20 protein-coding genes and 1 other RNA gene are annotated in these 21,539 nt (G+C 62.3%); 10 read left to right on the plus strand and 11 right to left on the minus strand.

Features of this window, described 5'->3' with window-relative positions; translation table 11 throughout:
• Positions 1-92: 92 nt before the first annotated feature.
• The 7 genes from AC3WP7_RS10995 to AC3WP7_RS11025 form a co-directional block, all read right to left on the minus strand.
• Positions 93-1,709, minus strand: a complete 1,617-nt coding sequence (locus AC3WP7_RS10995; RefSeq protein WP_102592409.1) for an ABC transporter permease — start codon at positions 1,707-1,709, stop codon at positions 93-95.
• A 149-nt stretch (positions 1,710-1,858) separates the two neighbouring features.
• Positions 1,859-2,863, minus strand: coding sequence for an extracellular solute-binding protein (locus tag AC3WP7_RS11000; RefSeq protein ID WP_092241775.1), 1,005 nt, complete (start codon positions 2,861-2,863; stop codon positions 1,859-1,861).
• A 160-nt stretch (positions 2,864-3,023) separates the two neighbouring features.
• A complete protein-coding gene (locus AC3WP7_RS11005; RefSeq protein WP_172963342.1) occupies positions 3,024-4,241 on the minus strand; it encodes a 2-octaprenyl-3-methyl-6-methoxy-1,4-benzoquinol hydroxylase in 1,218 nt (405 codons plus the stop codon).
• Positions 4,242-4,250: 9 nt separating this feature from the next.
• The gene (locus AC3WP7_RS11010) at positions 4,251-4,736 is read right to left on the minus strand and encodes a DUF4442 domain-containing protein (RefSeq protein ID WP_092241773.1); all 486 of its coding nucleotides are present in this window, start codon (positions 4,734-4,736) and stop codon (positions 4,251-4,253) included.
• A complete protein-coding gene (ubiH, locus tag AC3WP7_RS11015; RefSeq protein ID WP_093120501.1) occupies positions 4,729-5,916 on the minus strand; it encodes a 2-octaprenyl-6-methoxyphenyl hydroxylase in 1,188 nt (395 codons plus the stop codon). Before ubiH ends, AC3WP7_RS11010 begins: the two co-directional genes overlap by 8 nt.
• On the minus strand, positions 5,913-7,235 hold the full coding sequence (pepP, locus tag AC3WP7_RS11020) for a Xaa-Pro aminopeptidase (RefSeq protein WP_071490452.1): 1,323 nt from the start codon (positions 7,233-7,235) through the stop codon (positions 5,913-5,915). Before pepP ends, ubiH begins: the two co-directional genes overlap by 4 nt.
• Before the next feature lie 20 nt (positions 7,236-7,255).
• Positions 7,256-7,813, minus strand: a complete 558-nt coding sequence (locus tag AC3WP7_RS11025) for a YecA/YgfB family protein (protein ID WP_058426458.1) — start codon at positions 7,811-7,813, stop codon at positions 7,256-7,258.
• 138 nt (positions 7,814-7,951) lie between these two features.
• Between AC3WP7_RS11025 and AC3WP7_RS11030 the strand changes: the two genes are divergently transcribed.
• The 4 genes from AC3WP7_RS11030 (at position 7,952) to AC3WP7_RS11045 (ending at position 9,370) form a co-directional block, all read left to right on the plus strand.
• The gene (locus AC3WP7_RS11030; RefSeq protein WP_007982902.1) at positions 7,952-8,161 is read left to right on the plus strand and encodes a TIGR02449 family protein; all 210 of its coding nucleotides are present in this window, start codon (positions 7,952-7,954) and stop codon (positions 8,159-8,161) included.
• Positions 8,158-8,475 carry a cell division protein ZapA gene (locus AC3WP7_RS11035; protein ID WP_058426457.1) on the plus strand — a complete coding sequence of 106 codons (318 nt, stop codon included), beginning with the start codon at positions 8,158-8,160 and terminating at the stop codon, positions 8,473-8,475. The genes AC3WP7_RS11030 and AC3WP7_RS11035 overlap by 4 nt, the downstream gene beginning before the upstream one ends.
• Before the next feature lie 30 nt (positions 8,476-8,505).
• Positions 8,506-8,684: non-coding RNA, 6S RNA (gene ssrS, locus AC3WP7_RS11040), on the plus strand.
• A 56-nt stretch (positions 8,685-8,740) separates the two neighbouring features.
• A complete protein-coding gene (locus AC3WP7_RS11045) occupies positions 8,741-9,370 on the plus strand; it encodes a 5-formyltetrahydrofolate cyclo-ligase (RefSeq protein ID WP_093527200.1) in 630 nt (209 codons plus the stop codon).
• A 7-nt stretch (positions 9,371-9,377) separates the two neighbouring features.
• Here the strand turns inward: AC3WP7_RS11045 and AC3WP7_RS11050 are convergent, their stop codons facing one another.
• Positions 9,378-9,527, minus strand: a complete 150-nt coding sequence (locus AC3WP7_RS11050; RefSeq protein ID WP_010207387.1) for a hypothetical protein — start codon at positions 9,525-9,527, stop codon at positions 9,378-9,380.
• A 195-nt stretch (positions 9,528-9,722) separates the two neighbouring features.
• Here AC3WP7_RS11050 and AC3WP7_RS11055 point away from each other — a divergent pair, with 195 nt between their 5' ends.
• The 4 genes from AC3WP7_RS11055 to AC3WP7_RS11070 all read left to right on the plus strand — a co-directional run bounded on the left by AC3WP7_RS11055 (position 9,723) and on the right by AC3WP7_RS11070 (position 15,039).
• Positions 9,723-10,172, plus strand: a complete 450-nt coding sequence (locus AC3WP7_RS11055; RefSeq protein WP_102592407.1) for an EVE domain-containing protein — start codon at positions 9,723-9,725, stop codon at positions 10,170-10,172.
• Between the two features lie 69 nt (positions 10,173-10,241).
• Positions 10,242-11,207, plus strand: a complete 966-nt coding sequence (locus tag AC3WP7_RS11060) for an HlyD family secretion protein (RefSeq protein ID WP_093120494.1) — start codon at positions 10,242-10,244, stop codon at positions 11,205-11,207.
• Entirely contained in the window at positions 11,204-13,921 is a 2,718-nt protein-coding gene (gene rbbA / locus AC3WP7_RS11065; RefSeq protein ID WP_102592406.1) for a ribosome-associated ATPase/putative transporter RbbA, read from the plus strand. The genes AC3WP7_RS11060 and rbbA overlap by 4 nt, the downstream gene beginning before the upstream one ends.
• Positions 13,921-15,039 (plus strand): ABC transporter permease, encoded by a 1,119-nt coding sequence (locus AC3WP7_RS11070; RefSeq protein WP_092241763.1) that lies wholly within the window; start codon positions 13,921-13,923, stop codon positions 15,037-15,039. Before rbbA ends, AC3WP7_RS11070 begins: the two co-directional genes overlap by 1 nt.
• Positions 15,040-15,136: 97 nt before the next feature.
• Here AC3WP7_RS11070 and AC3WP7_RS11075 read toward each other — a convergent pair whose 3' ends face one another.
• Entirely contained in the window at positions 15,137-15,544 is a 408-nt protein-coding gene (locus AC3WP7_RS11075; protein WP_093120488.1) for a flagellar basal body-associated protein FliL, read from the minus strand.
• A gap of 150 nt (positions 15,545-15,694) precedes the next feature.
• Between AC3WP7_RS11075 and AC3WP7_RS11080 the strand changes: the two genes are divergently transcribed.
• Both AC3WP7_RS11080 and glpT read left to right on the plus strand, forming a co-directional pair.
• Positions 15,695-16,672, plus strand: coding sequence for an NADPH:quinone oxidoreductase family protein (locus AC3WP7_RS11080; protein WP_071490458.1), 978 nt, complete (start codon positions 15,695-15,697; stop codon positions 16,670-16,672).
• Positions 16,673-16,859: 187 nt separating this feature from the next.
• On the plus strand, positions 16,860-18,197 hold the full coding sequence (gene glpT, locus AC3WP7_RS11085; RefSeq protein WP_025857408.1) for a glycerol-3-phosphate transporter: 1,338 nt from the start codon (positions 16,860-16,862) through the stop codon (positions 18,195-18,197).
• On the opposite strand, the gene AC3WP7_RS11090 is transcribed toward glpT, so the two are convergent.
• Together AC3WP7_RS11090 and AC3WP7_RS11095 are read right to left on the minus strand one after the other, a co-directional pair.
• Positions 18,194-18,847: a gamma-glutamylcyclotransferase gene (locus AC3WP7_RS11090; RefSeq protein ID WP_093514087.1), complete on the minus strand. Its 654-nt coding sequence runs from the start codon at positions 18,845-18,847 to the stop codon at positions 18,194-18,196. The genes glpT and AC3WP7_RS11090 overlap by 4 nt on opposite strands.
• Before the next feature lie 26 nt (positions 18,848-18,873).
• On the minus strand, positions 18,874-21,261 hold the full coding sequence (locus tag AC3WP7_RS11095) for a TonB-dependent receptor plug domain-containing protein (RefSeq protein WP_102592405.1): 2,388 nt from the start codon (positions 21,259-21,261) through the stop codon (positions 18,874-18,876).
• Between the last annotated feature and the right edge of the window lie 278 nt (positions 21,262-21,539).

The raw sequence follows: 21,539 nt of genomic DNA on the forward strand, positions 1-21,539 counted from the left end.
CACAAGGCCTGCAGCCACGTCCAGCGACCCGCTCCAAAAGACGAAGCGCACCGAATGCCGCGCATTGTAGCCGCAAGCCGTAGGACTGGCACCTAACCGATTTGCCGTGCAGAGCGTCGGATGAGCCCGATCACGGGCAACAGGCCCACCAGCACCAGGGTCAACGCCGGCAAAGAGGCCCGTGCCCACTCGCCTTCGCTGGTCATTTCAAAGATCCGCACCGCCAGCGTGTCCCAGCCGAACGGGCGCATCAGCAAGGTGGCAGGCATTTCCTTGAGCACATCGACAAACACCAGGAGTGCTGCGCTCAACGTCCCCGGCAACAGCAACGGGAGATACACTTTGCAAAACAGTCGTGGACCACTGACGCCAAGGCTGCGTGCAGCTTCCGGCAGGGACGGACGGATACGCGCCAGGCTGTTTTCCAACGGCCCATAGGCCACCGCCAGGAAACGCACCAGATACGCCAGCACCAACGCCGACAGGCTGCCCAGCAACAACGGCTTGCCCGCCCCGCCGAGCCAGCCGGACAGCGGCACCACCAGTTCACGGTCCAGATAGCTGAACGCCAACATGATCGATACCGCCAGCACCGAGCCCGGCAAGGCATAGCCGACGTTGGCCAGGCTGATACCGGAACGGATCGCCCGTGTCGGCGCCAGGCGGTTGGCGAACGCCAGTACCAGCGCCACGCTGACCGTGATCAAGGCCGCGATGCCGCCCAGGTAAAGCGTATGGAGGATCAGGCCCGAATAGCGCTCATCCAGATCGAAGCGGCCGCGCTGCCAGAACCAGGCCACCAGTTGCAGCATCGGGATGACAAACGCGCAGGCGAACACCAACCCGCACCAACTGCTGGCTGCGGCCGCCTTGACCCCGCGCAGGTGGTACAACGCCTTGCCCCGTGGCCGCTCATTGCCCGGCCGGCTGGCGCCGCGGGCGCGCCGCTCGCCGTACAGCACCAGCATCACCACCAGCAGCAACAGGCTGGCCAGTTGGGCGGCGCTGGAAAGACTGAAGAAGCCGTACCACGTCTTGTAGATGGCGGTGGTGAACGTATCGAAGTTGAACACCGAGACCGCGCCGAAATCCGCCAGGGTTTCCATCAACGCCAAGGCGACTCCAGCCCCAATCGCCGGGCGCGCCATGGGCAGAGCCACGTGCCAGAACGCTCGCCATGGCGATTGCCCGAGCACCCGCGCGGCCTCCATCAGGCCTTTGCCCTGGGCCAGGAATGCGGTGCGCGCCAATAGATAAACATAGGGATAGAACACCAGGACCAGAACGATGATCACACCGCCGGTGGAGCGCACCCGTGGCAGGCGCAGCCCGGTGCCGAACCATTCACGCAACAGGGTTTGCACGGGGCCGGAGAAGTCCAGCAGGCCGACAAATACAAAGGCCAGCACATAGGCAGGAATGGCGAACGGCAACATCAGTGCCCAATCGAGCCAGCGTCGTCCGGGGAATTCGCAGAGGCTGGTCAGCCAGGCCAGGCTGATGCCCAATAGGGTCACGCCAATGCCGACGCCCAGCACCAGGATGAGCGTGTTGCCCAGCAGGCGCGGCATCTGGGTTTCCCATAGGTGCGACCAGACCTGTGCATCGATACTTTGCCAGGACAGCAACAGCACGCTCAGCGGCAGCAGCACCAGGGCGGCGACGGTAAAGACCGGCAGGTACCAGCGGCGTTGGGCGGGGTGGGCCAAAGTCAGCTCTCAATGAATGTCTTAAATTCAACTCAATTCAATGTGGGAGGGGGCCTGCCCCCGATGGCGGTGGATCTGTCCATGATGAGTGAACTGATATATCCCGCTATCGGGGGCAAGCCCCCTCCCACATTTTGACCCGTAGTGTGTCAGTTCCAGCCGGCGCGATCCATCAACCGGATCGCCTCAGCCTGGCGCTTGCCCGCGACTTCCACCGGCAAGGTATCCGCGACGAACTTGCCCCACGTCGCCACTTCGGCTGACGGCGGCACCGCCGGGTTGGCCGGGAACTCCTGGTTCACGTCGGCAAAGATCTTCTGCGCCTCAGGCGTGGTCATCCACTCCACCAGCGCCTTGGCGGCTTCCGGATGCGGCGCGTGCTGGGTCAGGCCGATACCCGACAGGTTCACGTGCACGCCACGGTCGCCCTGGTTCGGCCAGAACAGCTTCACGGCCAGGTCCGGCTTCTGCTTGTGCAGGCGGCCGTAGTAGTAGGTGTTGACGATACCCACGTCGCACTGCCCGGCGTTGATGGCTTCGAGCACGGCGATGTCATCGGAGAACACGTCGGTGGACAGGTTGTTGACCCAACCCTTGATGATTTCTTCGGTCTTGGCCGCGCCGTGGGTTTCGATCAGGGTGGCGGTCAGCGACTGGTTGTAGACCTTTTTCGCCGTACGCAGGCACAGGCGGCCTTCCCATTGTTTGTCGGCCAGGGCTTCGTAGGTGGTGAGGTCACCCGGTTTTACCCGGTCGGTGGAATAGGCGATGGTGCGTGCGCGCAGGCTCAAGCCGGTCCAGGTGTGTTTTGACGAGCGATATTGCAGGGGAATGTTCTTGTCGATCACCGGGGAGGTGAACGGTTGCAGGATACCCATCTGCTCGGCCTGCCAGAGGTTGCCGGCATCAACGGTGAGCAACAGATCGGCGGTTGCGTTTGCGCCCTCGGCCTTGATGCGCTGCATCAGCGGCGCTTCCTTGTCGGTGATGAACTTGACCTGCACGCCGGTTTTTTGGGTGTAGGCGTCGAAGACCGGCTTGATCAGCTCATCGATACGCGAGGAGTAGACCACCACTTCGTCGGCGGCCTGCACGGTGGTGCTGCCGATCAGGGTGAGTGCCAGGGCAGTCAGGAGGCGCTTGGGTGCCAACATGGGTGCGGTCTCTCATTTGCAAAAAGAGGGCAAATGATAAGGACTCACATTTGGTAGCGCTCGGTGGAGGCGTTACCAGATGTTGCATGACGGATATTGCTTGTAGGCTGATGGCCTCATCGGGGGCGAGCCCCCTCCCACAAGGGGTCGCATTTCAATATCAGGGTTTGGCAAGGTCCGGGAGATCGCCAGTCAGGCCGAGAGCCTGGCGTACGAACACGGCCTTGGCCTCGGGCATCTGGTCGACCATCTTCAGCCCGGCGTTGCGCAGCCAGCGCAGCGGTAGTTGATCGGCCTGGAACAACCGCTCAAAGCCCTCCATCGCCGCCATCAGCGCCAGGTTATGCGGCATGCGTCGACGCTCGTATCGGCTCAGCACCTTCACGTCCGCCAGGCGCTCGCCGCGCTCGGTCGCCGCCAACAAGACTTCAGCCAATGTCGCCGCATCAAGGAAGCCCAGGTTCACGCCCTGCCCCGCCAATGGGTGGATGACGTGGGCCGCGTCGCCGATCAATGCCAGGCCTTCGGCCACGTAGCGTTTTGCGTGGCGCTGACGCAACGGGACGCACACGCGCGGGTCGGCGCTCAGCACCGTACCAAGGCGCCCTTCAAAGGCGCGCTCCAGTTCACGGCAGAAACGCTCATCATCCAGCGCCATCAAGCGCTCGGACTCGGCCGGCGTGGTCGACCAGACGATCGAACACCAATCCTCATGCCCATCCCGCACCAGCGGCAAAAACGCCAGCGGGCCGGTATCGGTAAAGCGTTGCCACGCCGTACGCTGATGCGGCTGGCTGCTGCGCACGCTGGTAACGATGGCGTTATGCAGATAATCCCATTCGCGGGTGGCAGTGCCGGTCAGGCGGCGTACGGCGGAGTTGCCACCATCGGCGGCCACCACCAGCGGCGCGCGCAATTTGCGCCCGTCGGCCAGGGTCAGCAGCCAGTCATCGCCGGAGCGGCGCATCTGTTCCAGGCGCGCATTGGCCAGCAGGCCCAGGTCGCAGTCGTGCAGACGCTCGAGCAAGGCATCCTGCACCACGCGGTTCTCGACGATATGCCCAAGCACCTCGGCATGTACGCTGGCCGCCGAGAAGTGGATCTGCCCGGTGCCGCTGCCGTCCCACACCTGCATCTCGCCATAAGGGCTGGCGCGGCGCGACAGGATGCCGTCCCACACGCCCAGGCGTTCGAGGATGCGTTGGCTGGCAGCCGACAAGGCGCTCACGCGGGGTTCAAACGCCGCGTCACGGTCGAACGGCTTGACGCTCAGCGGGCTGCCGTCGAGCAGCAGCACCTGCAGGCCGCTGCCCTGCAACGCCAGCGCCAGGGCGCTTCCGACCATTCCGGCCCCGACAATCAGCACATCTGCGCGCATATCCATGCTTTAAGCCTGTCTCACTGGCGGCTTGCGCCGCACGTAAAGGGTTTTGTCGACCCGCGCCACCAGGGTGCCGGAGCCGTCATGAATCTGCACCTCGAGGTGGGGCAGGTACTTCTCGCCACCTTCGGTGTGTCGACGGATCTCGTCCAGCAAGGTCTCGTCGATGGAGAATTCGGCATACACCGGACCTTTGCCAGGCGAAATGAAATCGATACTCGCAGCCTTGTCCCACACGATGTAGTCGCGGCCCAGGTTCTCCATCAGCATCAACATGTAGAACGGGTCAACCATCGAGTACAGGCTGCCGCCGAATTGCGTGCCGACATAGTTGCGGTTGTACCAGCCCAGGCCCATGCGCACTTTGACGTGACGAAAATCGGCGCTCATGTGCTGCACGCTGACCCCCGCGCCCAGATACGGCGGGTACAGGGTCATGATCCAACGCAACAACCGCGCCTTGCCCAGACGCGCGATCAACCACTTACGCATCGGGGCGCGTGCCCAGGCCCATGGCCTGCCGGGCGAACCAGCGCTTGGCCGGCGGCAACAGGTCCAGGCCCAGCAAACCCAGGTTGCGCCCCACCGCGACCAACGGTTGGGCGCTGGCAAACAGGCGGGTGACCTGGTCGGAGAAGCCCACGGTCAGGCTCTGGTCCAGGCGCTGGCGCTCGCGATAGCCCTGCAAGGTGGCTAAATCACCCGGCACCTGCGGCCCGGCCAGCAAGGCCTCGGCCAGGGCATTCGCGTCACGCAGGGACAGGTTGAAGCCTTGCCCGGCAATCGGGTGCAGGCTGTGGGCGGCATTGCCAAGGATCGCCAGGTGCGAACGCACCTGCTCCTCGGCTTCCACCAGCGTCAGCGGATACAGGTGGCGGGCACCGACCTGCTTGAGGGTGCCCAGGCGATAGCCGAACACACCCTGCAATTCACTCAGGAAACTGCGCTCATCGAGACTGGCCAGGCGCTGCGCATCCATGCCGATGCGGGTCCAGACCAGCGCGCAGCGGTTGTCTGGCAGCGGCAGCAAGGCCATCGGGCCTTCATCGGTGAAGCGCTCGAACGCCTCGCCGTTGTGGGCTTCGCTGGGGGTGATGTTGGCGATCAGCGCGCTCTGATTGTACGGGCGGGTTTTCACGCCAATGCCCAATTGCTCGCGCAGGCCGGAGCGGCCGCCGTCGGCCAGTACGGCAAGATCACACTCCAGCACGGTTTCATCATTGAGGGTCAGGCGGTAGCCATCGGGCAGCGGCTCCATGCGTGTGACCTCGGCCGGGCAACGCCAGCTGACCACGTCTTTGTCCAGGCCTTGCCACAGGCATTGGCCCAGCCAGGCGTTTTCCACCACGTAGCCGAGGGCCGGCACGCCCTCCTCCATCGCGGACAGACGTGCAGTGGAGAAACGCCCACGGTCGGACACATGGATCTGCTTGATCGGCTCGGCGCGGCGGGAAATGTCCTGCCACAGGCCCAGGCGCTGATAGATCTGCCGGGCGCCGAAGGACAGCGCCGACGAACGTGCATCGTAGCTCGGCTGGTAGCTGTCGCCCGGCGCGAAGGGTTCGATCAGCACGATCTTCCAGCCACGGGCCCTGGCCCCGGCCTGCAACGCCAGTGCCAGGCTGGCACCCACCAGGCCGCCGCCGATGATCGCCAGGTTGACCCGGCTCATCGGGCAGCCGCCATCAGCGCTTCGATGTCGGCGACGGTCTTGGGCACACCGCCGGTCAGGATTTCACAGCCTTGCTTGGTCACTACCACGTCGTCCTCGATGCGTACGCCAATGCCACGCCATTTCTTTGCCACGTTCTGGTTGTCCGGCGAAATGTAGATCCCCGGCTCAACGGTCAACGCCATGCCGACTTCCAGCACACGCCATTCACCGCCCACTTTGTATTCGCCCACATCATGTACATCCATGCCCAGCCAATGGCCGGCGCGGTGCATGTAAAACGCCTTATAGGCTTCGCTGGCGATCAGTTCGTCGACGTCACCCTGCAACAATCCCAGCTTGACCAACCCGGCGGTGATGACGTGCACGGTCGCCTCATGGGCCTGGTTCCAATGCTTGTCCGGGGCGATCTCGGCGAAGGCCGCTTCCTGGGAGGCCAGCACAATCTCGTAGATCGCCTTTTGTTCCGGCGAGAACTTGCCATTGACCGGCCAGGTGCGGGTGATGTCGCTGGCATAGCAGTCGATCTCGCAACCGGCGTCGATCAGCACCAGGTCGCCGTCCTTGAGCACCGCATCATTCTGCTGGTAATGCAGGATGCAGCTGTTGCGCCCGGCAGCGACGATGGAGCCATAGGCCGGCATTTTTGCGCCGCCCTTGCGAAACTCGTAATCAAGCTCGGCTTCCAGGCTGAACTCATACAGCCCGGCCCGGCTGGCCTGCATCGCCTTCACGTGGGCCGCGCAGGAGATTCGCGCCGCCTCGCGCATCACTTTCACTTCCGCCGCCGATTTATACAGGCGCATGTCGTGCAACAGATGATCCAGGGCAACGAATTCGTTCGGTGGCTGGGCGCCCAGGTGGGCTTTGGAGCGGATCACGTTGATCCATTCCATCAGGTGCCGGTCGAACTCCGCATTGCTGCCCATGGCCGAGTACACCCGGTCGCGGCCTTCGATGAGGCCGGGCAGGATGTCGTCGATATCGGTGATGGGGAAGGCATCGTCGGCGCCAAAGTCACGGATCGCGCCTTCGGTGCCAGCGCGCAGGCCGTCCCACAGTTCGCGTTCGGCGTTGCGTTCGCGGCAGAACAGCACGTACTCGCCGTGCTGGCGACCGGGCATCAGCACGATCACCGCTTCCGGTTCGGGGAAGCCGCTCAGGTACTGGAAGTCGCTGTCCTGGCGGTAGACGTGCTCGACATCACGGTTGCGGATCGCCACGGCGGCGGCCGGCAGGATCGCGATGCTGTTGGGTTCCATCTGCGCCATGAGCGCCTTGCGGCGCCGGGTGTATTCCGCTTTCGGGATATGGATCATGGGCAGATGGGTTTCCTTTCTTAGTGCAGCGACGGCTTGGGTGCAGCCGGCTCAGCCGATTTTTTGGTCTCGGTGAACAGCAGCAGCGGCGCGACGCGCAGGTATTCCATCACTTCCATGTAGTCGCCCTCACCGTCTTCGGACTCTTCCAGGGCGTCTTGCACCTGGGAGATGGCTGCCAGGTCCTGCAGCACTTCCTTGGCGTCGGTGCTCAGTTCCAGGCCGCCGGCGTTCACGCCGAAGCCGTGGAGGAAGCCCTGGCACCATTGGCCCAGTGCGGCGGCACGCTCGGTAAGCGGCGCGTCGTCGGTCGGCAGCAGCAGGACCACGGTGACGTCATCACCGGTCAGCTCGCCCTTGACCATCTCTTGCAGGCCGATCAGCGCGTTGCGCACGTTGTCGGTCGGTTCGGTTTCCAGCAGCTCGGCCACGTCGGCCAGCCAGTTGTCGGCATCAAAGCCGACGCCGGTGCAGCTACGGCCCAGCAACACGCCGTGCAGTTCGGCTGGCGAGCAGGGGTGGCCGCTGGCGCTCAGCAGTTTGGAGAAAGCATCGTACGGGGAGTTCTGAATAGGCATGGTGAGCTAGGCGCCAGACGGCGCAATGTCTAGAATGGAGCGCTGTATCCTAGCACCGGCAGACGTACCAAGACTATCAAGGGCGTCAGATCGTTTATCCTGCAGTTGCCATTCATCAGACAAATCCAGTGGAACCCAATGGAAGACACCGACCTGCAAGCGCTGATGGCCAGACTCGAATTGCTAATTACTCGGGTCGAGCAACTTAAGAGTCAAAACGGACTCCTATTAGCTCAGGAAAAGACCTGGCGCGAGGAACGCGCTCACCTCATTGAAAAAAACGAAATCGCCCGGCGTAAGGTCGAATCGATGATTTCGCGCCTGAAGGCCCTGGAGCAAGACTCATGAGTTCAAGCAATAGCGTCACCGTGCAGATCCTCGACAAAGAATATTCGATCATCTGCCCCCAGGAAGAGCGCAACAACCTGGTGAGCGCCGCCCGCTACCTGGATGGCAAGATGCGTGAAATCCGCAGCAGCGGCAAAGTCATCGGCGCTGACCGCATCGCCGTGATGGCCGCCCTGAACATTACCCACGATCTGCTGCATAAGCAGGAACGCCCTGACGTGCAGGCCAGCGGCTCGACGCGTGAGCAGGTGCGTGACTTGCTGGAACGTGTCGATCTGGTGCTTTCCAGCGACCCGGAAGCACCCAAGGGCTGATTGCCGCGACGGTTTAAGGTATACTCGCCCCACTCCCTGGCGTGTTTGCCAGTCGGCGATGTCCCTGAGCCGATTCGCACTACCCTGGAAGTTGCACGTTGGGCTGGTGTGCATGTCCGCTAGACGGAAAGCCTTAAAGCCTACTGCATCTTCCACCTTGAACTTTCGGGTTCAAGGGCTAAGTCGACAGCGGCTCTGTCGGGGAGCCTGAATTCCCAAACTCAATGCCAGTCTCCGGACTGGCATTGTTTTATGAGCCGAAACCATGACCGAACCTGCGCCGCTTTCCCGTCCGCAACTTCGACGCATGTTGCGCAAAGCCCGCCGCGCCCTCACGCCGAGCGAGCAGCGCAAGGCCGCCCAGGGCCTGTATCGGCAACTGGCACAGCACCCGCTGTTTCGCCGGGCCAAGCATATTTCTTTGTATCTACCGACGGACGGTGAAATCGATCCGCGCTTGCTGCTGCGTGCAGCACAGCGCCGGGGCAAAGCCACCTACCTGCCGGTGCTCAGCGCGTGGCCTCGGACCAAGATGGTGTTCCAGCGCGTAAGGCCTGGGGAAAAGCTGCTGCCCAATCGCTTTCGCATCCTGGAACCACGGGGGAATATCAGCCGCCAACGCAACATCTGGGCGCTGGACCTGGTGCTGCTGCCGTTGGTGGGGTTCGATGATGTCGGCGGACGCCTGGGCATGGGTGGCGGGTTCTACGACCGCAGCCTGGCTTATCTGGCGCGCCGCCGGAGCTGGCGCAAGCCAACGCTGCTGGGCCTGGCCCATGAATGTCAGAAGGTCGGTCGATTGGCACAGGCAAGCTGGGATGTGCCGTTGGCGGGCACCGTCACCGATAAGCATTGGTATATTGCGAAGACGCCACTGGAGTCAGCGGCGCCTTGAAGAAGGGTCAGCGCTTGAACGGTTGCGGCTGCTGCTGAGCCAGTTCAACGGGCGCATCGGTCTTGTTCGACCACAAGCTTTGGGCATACCCGGTGGTCACGACGCCCAGACCAAACAAAATCACCAAAATCCATAGTAAATCCGGTTTACGTTGCATCGATTGCCCCCCTTTAGGCATCTCGTACACGATGACAACAACGTTCCAAAGTAGTCCGTTGCAGCTGCGTCAAGCTTTAAAAGCCGGCATTCTGCGGTAACGTGAACCAACACGCAAACCTTGGCGCCAACCGACTGTCGGTTTGTCATTAAATTGCAGGACAACTTGCCCACTGCTTATTTCAGGAGCCCAAAAATGGCCTATTGGCTGATGAAATCCGAGCCCGACGAGCTCTCCATCAAAGGCCTGGAAAAACTCGGCGAAGCCCGCTGGGACGGGGTGCGCAATTACCAGGCGCGTAACTTCCTGCGGGCCATGGCGGTGGATGACGAGTTTTTCTTCTATCACTCCAGTTGCCCGGAGCCGGGTATTGCCGGCATCGGCAAAATCATCGAGGCGGCCTATCCGGACCCCACCGCGCTGGAGCCCGAAAGCCACTACTTCGACGCCAAGGCCAGCCCGGAAAAAAATCCGTGGAGCGCGATCAACGTCGCCCATGTCCAGACCTTTCCCAAGGTGCTCGGCCTGGGCTATCTCAAACAGCAAACGGCCCTTGCCGAATTGCCTCTGGTGCAAAAAGGCAGCCGGCTTTCGGTGATGCCCGTCACGCCCGAGCAATGGGCCGCCGTCATCAAGTTGATTTGACTGACCGGCGTCAACGCCGCACCGGGGCAAACCGCTCACACTAGGACGCTAACGCCGCAGGAAGCAGCCATGTCGACGAACCACCACACCTCCCGCCTATTCGCCGTTGCCCTCATCGCCCTGTTGCTGGGTGCCGGCGGCTTCGGTTATTGGCGCTCCACCCAGGACCGCCTGCCCGAAGGCCTGAGCATGGGCAATGGGCGCCTGGAATCCACCGAAGTGCAGATCGCTGCCAAGATCCCCGGGCGCCTGGCCGAAGTGCGGGTGGACGAAGGCGATAAGGTGCTTAAAGGCCAACTGCTCGCGCGCATGGACACCCGCACCCTCGAAGCCCAACGCGCCCAGGCCGAGGCCGAAGTGCTGCGCGCCAAGGAAAACTTCGCCGCTGCCGAGGCCAACGTACAACTGCGCCAGAGCGAACAATTGCTGGCCAACCAGGAACTCAAGCGCACCCAGGAGCTGTACAAGCGCGGCTTCGCCAGCAGCCAGTTGATCGACCAGCAGCAAGCCCGGCAGAACACCGGCAACGCCGCGGTGACTGCCGCCCAGGCCCAGGTCAATTCGGTGAAAGCCGCGATTGGCGCCGCCCAGGCCCAGGTCGCCCAGCTCACCAGCGAGATCGACGACAGCAGCCTGCGCGCGCCCATCGACGGAATCATCCAGCTGCGCCTGGCCGAGCCCGGCGAAGTGCTCGGCGCGGGTGGCCGCGTGCTGCTACTGATCGATCCTAATGATCAGTACATGAACCTCTACCTGCCCGCTTCCGTGACCGGCCGCCTCACCGTCGGCAGCGACGCACGCATCCTGCTCGACGCCCTGCCCGACCAGCCGCTGCCGGCCAGGATCAGCTTCGTCGCCGCCAAATCCCAGTTCACCCCCAAGGAAGTGGAAACCCGCGACGAACGCCAGAAACTGGTGTTCCGCGTCAAACTGCGCCTGACCCAACCCAGCGCCGTGCCCCAGGCCAAACCGGGCATGCCCGGCGCCGGTTATGTGCGCACGGCTGACATTGACTGGCCGGCCAACCTGCAATGACCGCCCTGGCGCTGCAGGCCACGGGGATCAATCATCGCTACGGCAAGCAACAGGCCCTGGTTGATATCGCTTTCAGCCTGCCGGCTGGTACGCGCTGCGGGTTGATCGGCCCGGATGGCGCAGGCAAGTCGAGCCTCCTGGGCTTGATCGCCGGGGTTAAAAAGCTCCAGGACGGCCAGTTGCAGGTGCTCGGCGGCGCCATCGAAGATCGCCGCCACCGCAACAGCCTGTACCCGCGCATTGCCTTTATGCCCCAGGGTTTGGGCGGCAACCTGTACCCCGAGCTGTCCATCAGCGAAAACATCCGCTTTTTTGCCACGCTGTTCGGCCTGTCCCAAGCCGATTGCGACCAGCGCATGCACAACCTGCTGCTGGCCACCGACCTCGCGCGTTTCGCCGAACGCCCGGCGGGCAAGCTCTCCGGCGGCATGAAGCAGAAGCTCGGTTTGTGCTGCGCGCTGATCCACGACCCGGACCTGCTGATCCTCGACGAACCCACCACCGGCGTCGATCCGCTGTCACGTCGGCGCTTCTGGGAACTGGTCGACAGCGTACGCAGCGAACGCCCGCAACTGACGCTGCTGGTGGCCACGGCCTACATGGAAGAGGCCGAGCAGTTCGAACACTGCCTGATGCTCGATCGCGGCAAGCTGATCGCCGATGGCCTGAGCAGCGACTTGGCCGCCGCGACACCCAGCGGCAAGCTGGACGAAGCCTTCACCCACTTCCAGGGTGACAGCGCTCACGACAACCAGCCGCTGGTGATCCCGCCGAGGCAAAGCGACAACACCGATATCGCCATCGAGGCCCATGACCTGACCCTGCGTTTTGGCGATTTCACCGCAGTGAACAAGGTCAGCTTCGCCATTGGTCGCGGCGAGATCTTCGGCTTCCTCGGCTCCAACGGCTGCGGCAAGACCACCACCATGAAAGTCCTCACCGGGCTGATGCCGGCCACCGAGGGCAGCGCGACGCTGCTGGGCAACCCGGTGAACGCCAAGGACCTGGCCACCCGCAAGCGCGTGGGATTCATGTCGCAAAGCTTCTCGCTGTACGGCGAACTCAGCGTGCGCCAGAACCTGGTGCTGCATGCGCAACTGTTCGACCTGCCCAAGGCGGACAGCGGCCCGCGCATCGATGAGCTGATCCAGCGTTTCGACCTCGGTGACGTCGCCGAGCAACCGTCCGGCGAGCTGCCCTTGGGCCTGCGCCAGCGCTTGTCATTGGCGGTGGCGGTGCTGCATCGTCCGGAAGTGCTGATTCTCGACGAGCCCACCTCGGGCGTCGACCCGGCCGCCAGGGATGACTTCTGGCGATTGCTGATCGAGCTGTCCCGCGAGCAAGGCGTGACCATCTTCCTGTCCACCCACTTCATGAACGAAGCCCAGCGCTGCGACCGCATCTCCCTGATGCACGCGGGCAAGGTGCTGGCCTGCGATACGCCGGATGCGCTGCAACAGCAATTCCACGGCGATACGTTGGAAGCGGCGTTCGTCACCTGCCTGGAGCACGCCCAGGGCGAAGCCGAGCCTACCGTGCCCGCCAAGACTGTCAGCGAAACCAGCACACCGCCCATGAGTAAACGTGGGTTCAGCCTGGCCCGCCTGGTGGCCGTGGCCAGCCGCGAAGGCAAGGAACTGCTGCGCGACAGAGTGCGCATGGCCTTCGCCCTGCTGGGGGCGATGTTCATGATGGTGATCTTCGGCTATGGCATTTCCCTGGATGTGGAAAACCTCGCCTTCGCCGTCTACGACCAGGACCAGACGCCGCAAAGCCGCGCCTACCTGGAGGCGTTTCGCAGTTCGCGCTATTTCGCCGAGCAAGCGCCGATCCAGGACTCGACTGAACTGCACCGACGCCTGCAACGTTCAGAAATCAAACTGGCCCTGGAGATCCCGCCGGGTTTTGGTCGCGATCTCTATGCCGGCCGCCAGCCTACGGTGGCCGCGTGGCTGGACGGCGGCATGCCGTTTCGCGCGGAAACCAGCCGTAACTATGTCGAGGCCGTGCATCAGGAGAACCTGCAGCAACTGGCCGAACTGAGCAGCCTGCCGCGCAACACCCCGGCCGCCGCCAGGCTGGAAACGCGCTTTCGCTATAACCAGGACGTGGTCAGCGTGAATGCCATCGGCCCCGGCGTGATGGCGCTGATCCTGGCATTTATCCCGGCCATGCTCACCGCGCTCGGCATCGTGCGCGAAAAGGAGTTGGGCTCGATCACCAACTTCTACGCCACGCCGCTGACCCGACTGGAGTTCCTGCTCGGCAAACAGGCACCGTACCTGGCCGTGAGCCTGGTCAACCTGGCGGTATTGGTGGCGATGAACCGCTGGCTGTTCGGCGTACCCTTCAAGGGCAGCGCCCTCACCCTGGCGTTCGGCGGCCTGCTCTACGTGCTGGCGACCACCAGCATGGGCCTGCTGATTTCGGCCTTCACCCGTACGCAGATCGCGGCGATCCTCGGCACCATGATCATCACCAGCTTGCCGACGATCCAGTTCTCCGGGCTGATCGTGCCGCGCTCGTCCCTGGAGGGCGCGGCGGCCTTGATGGGTATGCTGTTTCCGGCGGGGCACTTCCTGGATATTGCCGTGGGCACCTTCACCAAGGCCCTGGACCTGCGCCAGTTGTGGCCCCAGTGCCTGGCGCTGTTCGGGTTCTTCGTCGGGTTTACCGGGCTGAGCCTGGTCATGCTCAAGAAGCAGGAGGCCTGATGCATAAGTTCGCGCACATTCTGCGGCTGGGAATCAAGGAACTGACCAGCCTGCGCCACGACAGCGTATTGCTGCTGTTTCTGTTCTACGCCTTCACCGTCGCCATCTATATGCCCGCCGCCGGTTCGGTGATCGGTGTGCACAATGCCAGCGTAGCGTTTGTCGATGAAGACCACAGCGCCCTCTCACGGCAGATGGCCGAAGCGCTGCAACCGCCCGAATTCCAGGCGCCTGCACCGTTGGCCTATGACCAATTGGACAGGGTCATGGACAGCGGCAAGTACACCTTCGTAATCAATGTGCCGGCGAACTTCCAGGCTGACCTGTTGGCGGGGCGCCAGCCGGGGGTGCAGGTGAATGTGGATGCCACGGCGATGAGCCAGGCGTTCATGGGGGCGGGCTACATCGGGCGGATTTTCCAGCGGGAACTGCTGACCTACAGCGGACAAGCCGATGCCGCCAGCCGGGCACCCGCGCAGCTCACTACCCGGGCGCTGTTCAACACCAATCTGGAGGGCGGCTGGTTCCTGGCGGTGATCCAGATCGTCAACAACATCACCATCCTCGCCATTATCCTCACCGGCACTGCCCTGCTGCGTGAGCGTGAACACGGCACCCTCGACCACCTGCTGGTGCTGCCGCTGACGGCGCTGGAAATCATGCTGGCAAAAATCTGGAGCAACATGCTGGTGGTGGTGCTGTGCACCTGGCTGTCGCTGGAGGTGGTGGTCAGAGGCTTGCTCGGTGTACCACTGGCCGGATCGCTGGGGTTATTCCTGTTCGTGACAGCGCTGTACCTGTTTGCCAGCACGGCGCTGGGGATTTTCCTCGCCACGCTCGCCCGTTCGACGCCGCAATTCGGCCTGCTGGCAATTCCGGTGATTATCCCGATGCTGTTGCTCTCAGGCGGCAGTACGCCGCTGGACAGCATGCCCGAGTGGTTGCAGTGGGTGATGCAGGGGTCGCCGTCGACGCATTTTGTGAGTTTGAGTGCGGCGATTCTGTTTCGTGATGCGGGGGTGAGCGTGGTGTGGCCGGACTTGCTGGCGCTGGCGGGGATTGGGTTGGTGTTTTTTGTGGTGGCGTTGGCGCGGTTCAGGAAAAGCCTGGCGTCCTGAGGCGCCTGTACCGCCGTCATCGGGGGCAAGCCCCCTCCCACATTTGATCGCATTCCAACTGTGGGAGGGGGCTTGCCCCCGATAGTCGCGTAGCGACTTATTGGATGATCAGGTTATTGAACAACAGGTCTTCCACCACCGGCTTGCCGGTCTCATCGCTCATCACTTGCTGGGTTTGCTTCAACGCTTCCTGGCGCAGTTTTTCCTTGCCTTCGACGGTGCTCATCGCCTCATTGGTCTGCTGGGTGAACAGCGCCACCAACTGGTTACGGATCAACGCATCGTTGGCTTTGACGGCGGCGGCCGCTTCGGTGCCGGTCACGCGCAGGGCGATGTCGGCCTTGAACACCTTGAGTTTCGCCGTGCCATCCAGGCCGTAGTTGCCCACGAACGGCGGGCTCAGGCTGATATAGCTGACCTTCGGCGCCTCGCCTTCTTTGGCTTCTTCGGCCTGGGCCGCCATCGGCAAGGTCAGGGCCAGCATCAACAGGATCCACGCTTTCACAGTTCATTCCTCACATTCGGTTGCCGGGTAGCATAACGCTAGCAAGGCAGAGCACAAGCTTATGGCGGCTTATCAGGCCTGGGCATGCTCGTTGACCCACGGGCGTACCCTCCTACACTTATCGGCCACGACGCCAAAAGGAATAGTCCGATGAAAGCTGTGCTGTGCAAAGCCTTCGGCCCTGCCGAAACCCTGGTGCTGGAAGATGTCGCAAGCCCTGCGATCAAGAAGAACGAAATCCTGCTGGACGTGCACGCGGCCGGGGTCAACTTCCCGGATACGCTGATCATCGAGGGCAAGTACCAGTTCAAGCCGCCCTTTCCGTTCTCGCCGGGTGGCGAGGCGGCAGGCGTGGTCAGTGAAGTGGGCGAAAAAGTCGGCCACTTGAAAGTCGGTGACCGGGTCATGGCGCTGACCGGCTGGGGCAGCTTTGCCGAACAGGTCGCGGTGCCGGGCTATAACGTACTGCCGATCCCGCCGAGCATGGATTTCAACACCGCCGCCGCGTTCAGCATGACCTACGGCACGTCGATGCACGCACTCAAGCAACGGGCCAACCTGCAAGCCGGCGAAACCCTGCTGGTACTCGGCGCTTCCGGTGGCGTGGGCCTGGCCGCCGTAGAAATCGGCAAAGCCATGGGCGCCCGTGTGATCGCCGCCGCCAGCAGCGCCGACAAACTCGCGGTGGCCAAGGCCGCCGGCGCCGATGAGTTGATCAACTACAGCGAAGCCAGCCTGAAAGACGAGATCAAGCGCCTCACGGACGGCAATGGCGCCGATGTGATCTACGACCCGGTGGGGGGCGACCTGTTTGACCAGGCCATCCGCGCCATCGCCTGGAACGGCCGCTTGCTGGTGGTGGGGTTTGCCAGCGGGCGCATTCCGGAGTTGCCGGTGAACCTGGCGCTGCTCAAGGGCGCGGCGGTGGTAGGGGTGTTCTGGGGTTCGTTCGCTCAGCGCCAGCCGCAGGATAATGCGGCGAACTTCCAGCAGTTGTTCACCTGGTACGGCGAGGGCAAGTTGAAGCCGTTGGTGTCGCAGGTGTATCCGCTGGAACAGGCCGCCCAGGCAATCAATGACCTGGGGCAGCGCAAGGCGGTTGGTAAAGTGGTCGTCCAGACTCGATAAAAAATTTGAAATAGGGTCAATGTGGGAGGGGCAAGCCCCCCTCACACATTTTGATCTCCGGTGTTCGTAAGGGAACATTCATTAGGGTTCATTTCTTGTTGTTTACAGATAAGAGGCGATGCTATTTTCGGTAACGAAACTGTAACATTCGCATCCGCAGTCAAAACAAGAAATCTGGAGCTCTTGAATGTTTGCTTTCTTTCGTCCTGCCGCACATCAGGCGCCCCTGCCTGAAGAAAAAATAGACAGTACCTACCGACGCCTGCGCTGGCAGATCTTCGCCGGTATTTTCTTCGGTTACGCCGGGTACTACCTGCTGCGCAAGAACTTCTCCCTGGCCATGCCTTACCTGATCGACGAGGGCTATACCCGCGGCGAACTGGGCCTGGCGATGTCGGCCATCGCGATTGCCTACGGCCTGTCCAAGTTCCTCATGGGCCTGGTGTCCGACCGCTCCAACCCGCGCTACTTCCTGCCCTTCGGCCTGCTGGTTTCCGCCGGGGTGATGTTCATTTTCGGTTTCGCACCTTGGGCGACGTCCAGCGTGACCATGATGTTCATTTTGCTGTTCATCAACGGTTGGGCCCAGGGCATGGGCTGGCCGCCAAGTGGACGGACCATGGTGCACTGGTGGTCGCAGAAAGAACGCGGCGGCGTGGTGTCAGTGTGGAACGTGGCGCACAACGTCGGCGGCGGCCTGATCGGCCCGCTGTTCCTGCTGGGCATGGCCTGGTTCAACGACTGGCACGCGGCGTTCTACGTACCGGCCACCGTGGCGTTGCTGGTCGCGGCCTTTGCCTTCATCACCATGCGCGACACCCCGCAATCGGTAGGCCTGCCGCCAATCGAGCAATACAAGAACGATTACCCGGAAGGCTACGACGCCAGCCACGAAGACGAATTCAGCGCCAAGGAAATCTTCGTCAAGTACGTGCTGCGCAACAAAATGCTGTGGTACATCGCCTTCGCCAACGTGTTTGTCTACCTGCTGCGCTATGGGGTACTGGACTGGGCACCGACCTACCTGAAAGAAGCCAAGCACTTCACGGTGGATAAATCGTCGTGGGCGTACTTCTTCTATGAGTGGGCCGGTATCCCGGGCACGCTGTTGTGCGGCTGGATGTCGGACAAGATCTTCCGTGGCAACCGTGGCCTGACCGGCATCGTGTTCATGGCGTTGGTGACCGTGGCGACCCTGGTGTACTGGCTCAACCCGCCGGGCAACCCGATGATCGACATGATCGCGCTGTTCTCCATCGGCTTCCTGATCTACGGCCCGGTGATGCTGATCGGCCTGCAGGCGCTGGAACTGGCACCGAAGAAAGCCGCCGGCACCGCTGCGGGCTTCACCGGCCTGTTCGGTTACCTGGGCGGCTCGGTGGCAGCCAGTGCGGCCATGGGTTACACCGTGGACCATTTCGGCTGGGACGGTGGTTTCGTGCTGCTGATCGGCGCGTGCCTGCTGGCAATCGCCTTCCTGATCCCAACCCTGTGGCACACCAACAGCGTCAGCTCGGCGCGTTAACCGCCTGGGCAATCCTTTGCACAGCGCTTGAGCCGCGCCTCCAGGTTCTTATCTGGCATGGCGTGGCTACGCAGGGCGTTGACGGTCTGCTCGACATAATCGCGAGTGGTGCCGTAACGCCCGCAAGCGCTTTGCAGCACATGGTTCAGCACGATATCGGGCAAGTTACCGGCGTAGCTGGGCAAGTGCCGTTCCAACACAAACCCCAGCGCCTGTACGGTACTGCCATCTTCCAGACGGCAACTGAGCCAGTGTGGCCGGTAGGACGGGTAAGGCATCTCGCGCTGCCACAGGGCGTACAGCGAAGCCTCCAACTGATCGTCCGGCAAACGGTAGGCAAACCCGCTGCAAGAGCCGCCGCGATCCAGACCAAAGACCAACCCCGGCAACTCCGGTGTCCCCCGATGCTCGTGAGACCACAGGTACAGGCCCCGGTGATAACCGTGGACCCGTGCCCGCACCCGCTCGGTCGAGGAGCATTCAGGGCGCCAGATCAGCGAACCATAAGCGAATAACCAGACCGGCCCACCCTTATGCCGCGCCATAGTGGCCTGCATCGAGCTCATCAACTGTTCGTGAGTGAGTTGCGGCCCAAGATCGAGCCGCGGAGGGTAAGCCAATTGCAAAAGATCGGATTCAATAACGGTCATGGCAAATCGCTTAGGTCTCCTGTGCTTTACCAGTTGTAGGCAACTTTACCGTAATAGAACGCACCGCTGTAACCGTATGGCGAAAAAGTGCTATAGGCCAAATTCCCACCGCTGCTGGCAAACGCGTTGACCTTCTCCGGATATTTATCGGTGACGTTGTCGCCGCCCAGGGTGAAGGTCCAGTTCTTCAACTTGTAGTCCGCCGACAAATCCAGGACCCAGGCCGCCTTGAAGGTCTGGTCGTTGACCTTGTCGGCCTGGTAGCTGGTGAATTCACCATAGCGCACCAGGTTACTGTGCAGCGCCCAATTGCCGAATGTGAAGTCGTTACCCAGGCTCAGCTTGTGCTCAGGCGTGGTATCGCCCAGCAAACCGCTCTTTTCGCGACGGTCTACCCGCACCAGGTTGGCACCCAGGCTGTCGAGGATGGCCGGGTTGGGCTTTACGTCCGTCACCCGAGTGTGGTTGTAGTTGTAGCCCACGGTGCTGTTCCAGCGGATGCCGTTATCGAACTGATAGCGATAGTTGGCCACCAGGTCGACGCCGTCGGTGCTGGTGTCGGTGGCGTTGGTGAAGTAGCGGGCAGTGGTGTAGTTGATATTGCCGACACCATTGGCGCGCAGATAGGCCTGGGTGGCCGGGTCCAGGTTAAGGTTGGACGACAGACTGATACGGTCGCGGATATCGATGCGGTACACGTCCACCGTTACCGTCAGGTCGTCGGCAGGCTCCAGTACCAGGCCGAGGCTGTAGTTGCGCGACTTCTCGGCCTTGAGGTCCTCCGCGCCCAGCAGGCGGGCCACCTGGCTCGATGCCGGGAAGGTGCCGGCCTCGCGGATATCACTGCCGATCAATTGCGACGAGGTAAACGCAAAGTTCTGCTGCGCCAGGGACGGTGCGCGGAAACCGTTGGAGATACTGCCGCGCAAGGCCACCTGCGGGGTGAAGTCGTAACGGGCCGACAGCGAGCCGCTGACATTGGAACCGAAGTCACTGTAATCCTCATGCCGCACGGCGGCCGATGCGCTGAGTTTTTCGGTGAAGTTGGTTTCCAGGTCCAGGTACTGGGCCCAGTTGTGGCGCGAACTGCTGCCGGCGTCGGCATCACGGAAGCCACCGAGGCCCGAGCTGCCGGTCTGGTAGCAGGACGCCGGTTCACCCGCTTCAATCTCGTAACCCTGGCGCAGGTATTCACCGCCAAAGGCCACGGAGACCGGGTATGGCAGCAAGCCCACGTCGAACTCACGGGACAGGTCGAGGCTGACTTGCTTCTGGTCGTTGCTCAGGGTGCCGTTGTCGAACTTGCGCGGCGTGGCCAGGCCCAGGGAGGTGTTGATGGTTTCCGTGCCCAGCTCGTATTGGTTCTTGCCGTAGTTGGCCGACAGGTCGTAATGCCAGTCGTAGGCCAACAGCCCACGCAGGCCCACCACCAGCGAGGTGTCTTCCAGGTTGCCCTTGATCAGCGGCAGATAACCGTTGGGGTTGAGCGCCGGGATGTTATTGGAAGCGTTGCTCGCCCGGTAGAACGCCGCCGTCTCACCGCGCCGCTTACTGTAGCCGCCGAAGGTGTAGAACTCGGCGGCATCGTTGAACGAATATTCCGAGTTGAACTGGAACTTGCCCTCATTGGTGGCCGGCTCGCCCTGGCGGAACACGCGCTGGCCGTAGGTGGTGGAGCCGACACTGCCTGGGCGGTAATCATCTCCCGCACGGTTGGTGTAATCGTTATCGGCACCTTCGGCCGAGAGGTTGATAAAGCCGTTATCGCCCAGCGCCAGGCCAGTATTGCCGCTGACATTACGCTGGATACCGTCGCCCTTCTTGTATTCGCCGAACTTGGTAGAGATCGAGCCACCATGGTCGGCGTGCTTGAGGATCACGTTGATCACCCCGGCAATGGCGTCCGAGCCGTAGCGCGCGGAAGCGCCATCGCGCAGCACCTCGATATGGTCTACCGCCGACAGCGGGATCGCATTCAAGTCCGCCGGCGCCGAGCCGCGACCCACCGCACCGCCCAGGTTGACGAACGCGCTGGTATGGCGACGCTTGCCATTGACCAGCACCAGCACCTGATCTGGCGACAAGCCACGCAACTGCGCAGGACGCACCAGCTCAGCACCGTCCACCAGGCTCGGGCGCGGGAAGTTGATCGACGGAATCAGCCGCGCCAGCACGGCGCCCAGCTCATCGGAGCCGGTGCTGCGCAGGGTATCGCCGGAAATCACATCGATGGGTGACAGCGAAGCACTGGCCGTGCGCTCCTGGGCCCGGGTGCCGGTGACGATCACGGTGTCGAGCTTGGGTGCATCGGTAGCCGAGGTTTCGGCCGCGAAGACAGGATTGAAACCCACGGCGGTCAGCAAATTGGCTGACAAAATCGCCGTGTACAGCGCGTGTTGCTTGTAGCTCCCCATACCGCTCCCCTTTGAATCAAAAAACCAGAACATCGCGTTCTGAGTTCATACGATCGGTCCGGCTGGCGGGCGGTGGCGGTCAGTGATTGGTGGTTGTGAATGAATCGGTGGTCCGTTGCGATATAGCTTAATGATATTCATGTAACAAATTAAATACCTTTAAAGCATAAGCGATTGCATATGCAAACTCGCCCATTCGTCAGGATTGCGCGTGCCAATCCCGGTAGTTTCAGTCCCGGTTCAGCCTGGGAACGCGCCAAGCCGTCAAAATAGCGCAC

Source organism: Pseudomonas sp. FW305-3-2-15-C-LB1, from assembly GCF_058787615.1.